The organism is Pseudomonas sp. SIMBA_068 (assembly GCF_046534705.1).
Lineage (GTDB): Bacteria > Pseudomonadota > Gammaproteobacteria > Pseudomonadales > Pseudomonadaceae > Aquipseudomonas > Aquipseudomonas putida.
This window is the reverse complement of record NZ_JAWRYI010000616.1, coordinates 1-268: the sequence shown is the minus strand read 5'-3', so window position 1 is coordinate 268 and position 268 is coordinate 1. Positions and strand designations below refer to the sequence as shown.

Annotated in this window: 1 protein-coding gene; it reads left to right on the top strand. The window is 49.3% G+C overall.

Annotated features, from left to right (window positions below; genetic code table 11):
• Positions 1-268: IMP dehydrogenase (locus SB756_RS30670; RefSeq protein ID WP_410913315.1), on the top strand; the 268-nt coding region annotated here is incomplete at both ends.

Here is a 268-nt window from a genome sequence, read left to right as displayed (position 1 = left end):
CTTGCTGATGCAGGCGTTGATGCAGTAAAAGTAGGGATCGGCCCTGGTTCTATTTGTACAACTCGTATTGTTACCGGTTGTGGTGTTCCACAAATCACGGCTATTTCAGATGCAGTTGATGGCTTAAAAGGTCGCGACATTCCAGTAATTGCCGATGGTGGTATTCGTTTTTCAGGCGACATTGTGAAAGCGCTTGTTGCGGGTGCATCGTGTGTAATGGTGGGCTCAATGCTCGCAGGTACCGAAGAAGCGCCAGGCGAAGTAGAAC